The following is a 1,296-nucleotide window of genomic DNA, read 5'->3' as shown; positions in this document are numbered from 1 at the left end:
GGGACTGATGCAAGGTTTGGTGACATCTGATCTGGCTTGTTCACAGGCAAGCCTGGAAGGATAGACACCATGCCACAGCCCTACCCGAAAGAGTTCCGCGACGACGTCATCCGCGTCGCCTTGAACCGCGACGAGAAGACCACGATCGCCCAGATCGCCAAGGACTTCGGAATCCATGAAGGCACCCTGACGAAATGGATCCGTCAGGCCGAGATCGATGCCGGCAACAAGCCAGGCAAGACCACGGACGAATCGGCCGAACTGCGCGAGTTGCGGCGGCGCACGCGTCTGCTGGAACAGGAGAACGAGGTCCTGCGCCGTGCCGCGGCGTATCTGTCGCAGGCGAATCTGCCGTCAAAAGGCTCTACCCGCTCGTGAGAGAGCTCGCCGTCGACGGGATCCCCGTGGCGGTGTCGTGCCGGGTTCTCAAGCTCTCCCGCCAGCCCTACTACCGATGGCTGGCCGCCCCTGTCCCTGAAGCCGAGGTGAATGAGGCGTATCGGGCCAACGCCCTCTTCGACGCCCACCGGGACGACCCTGAGTTCGGGTACCGGTACCTCGCCGACGAAGCTGAGGCCGCCGGCGAGCCCATGGCGGTACGCACCGCATGGCGGTTGTGCTCGGATAACGCCTGGTTCTCGGCCTTCGGCAAGGCCCGGGCCAAGAATGGGAAGAAGCCCGGCCCACCTGTTCACGACGACCTGTGTGTCGTTACCGACGCCGATGGGCGGGTTCAGCACGAGTTCCGTGCCACGGCCGTCAACGAGCTGTGGTTGACCGACATAACCGAACACTGGACCGATGAGGGCAAGCTGTACATGTGCGCGATCAAGGATGTCTACTCCTCGCGGATCGTCGGCTACTCGATCGGGGCCCGAATGAAGGCGCGCTTAGCCGTAGACGCTCTTGAGATGGCTGTGGCCCGCAGGGCTGGTGACGTGGCCGGGTGCGTGACGCACTCGGATCGCGGCAGCCAATTCCGGTCGAAGAAGTTCACCCGCGCATTGGAACGCCACGGCATTATCGGGTCGATGGGCCGCGTCGGCGCGGCTGGCGATAACGCGGCTATGGAGTCGTTCTTCGCTCTGTTGCAGAAGAATGTCCTCGACCGTCGCCGGTGGGCCACCAGGGATCAGCTGAGGAGCGCGATCGTGACCTGGATCGAGCGGACGTATCACCGACGTCGGCGGCAAGCCCGGTTGGGTCGTTTGACGCCGGTGGAGTACGAAGCAATGATTGAGTCACCTGCAGTCGCAGCGTGACACTCCGATTGTCACCGATCCTTGCATCAGTCCC

Annotated in this window: 1 protein-coding gene; it reads left to right on the top strand. The window is 63.3% G+C overall.

Going from position 1 to position 1,296, the window contains the following annotated elements; translation table 11 throughout:
* Positions 1 to 69: 69 nt before the first annotated feature.
* A protein-coding gene (locus tag IIE29_RS16660) for an IS3 family transposase (protein ID WP_246476026.1) occupies positions 70 to 1,262 on the top strand; the annotation gives its coding sequence in 2 pieces (ribosomal slippage) (positions 70 to 354 and positions 357 to 1,262; 1,191 coding nt in all).
* Positions 1,263 to 1,296 lie beyond the last annotated feature (34 nt).

This window comes from Brevibacterium renqingii (assembly GCF_017808095.1).
Lineage (GTDB): Bacteria > Actinomycetota > Actinomycetes > Actinomycetales > Brevibacteriaceae > Brevibacterium > Brevibacterium renqingii.
Note: the sequence above shows the minus strand (reverse complement) of the source record. Positions and strands in the feature narration are given on the sequence as shown.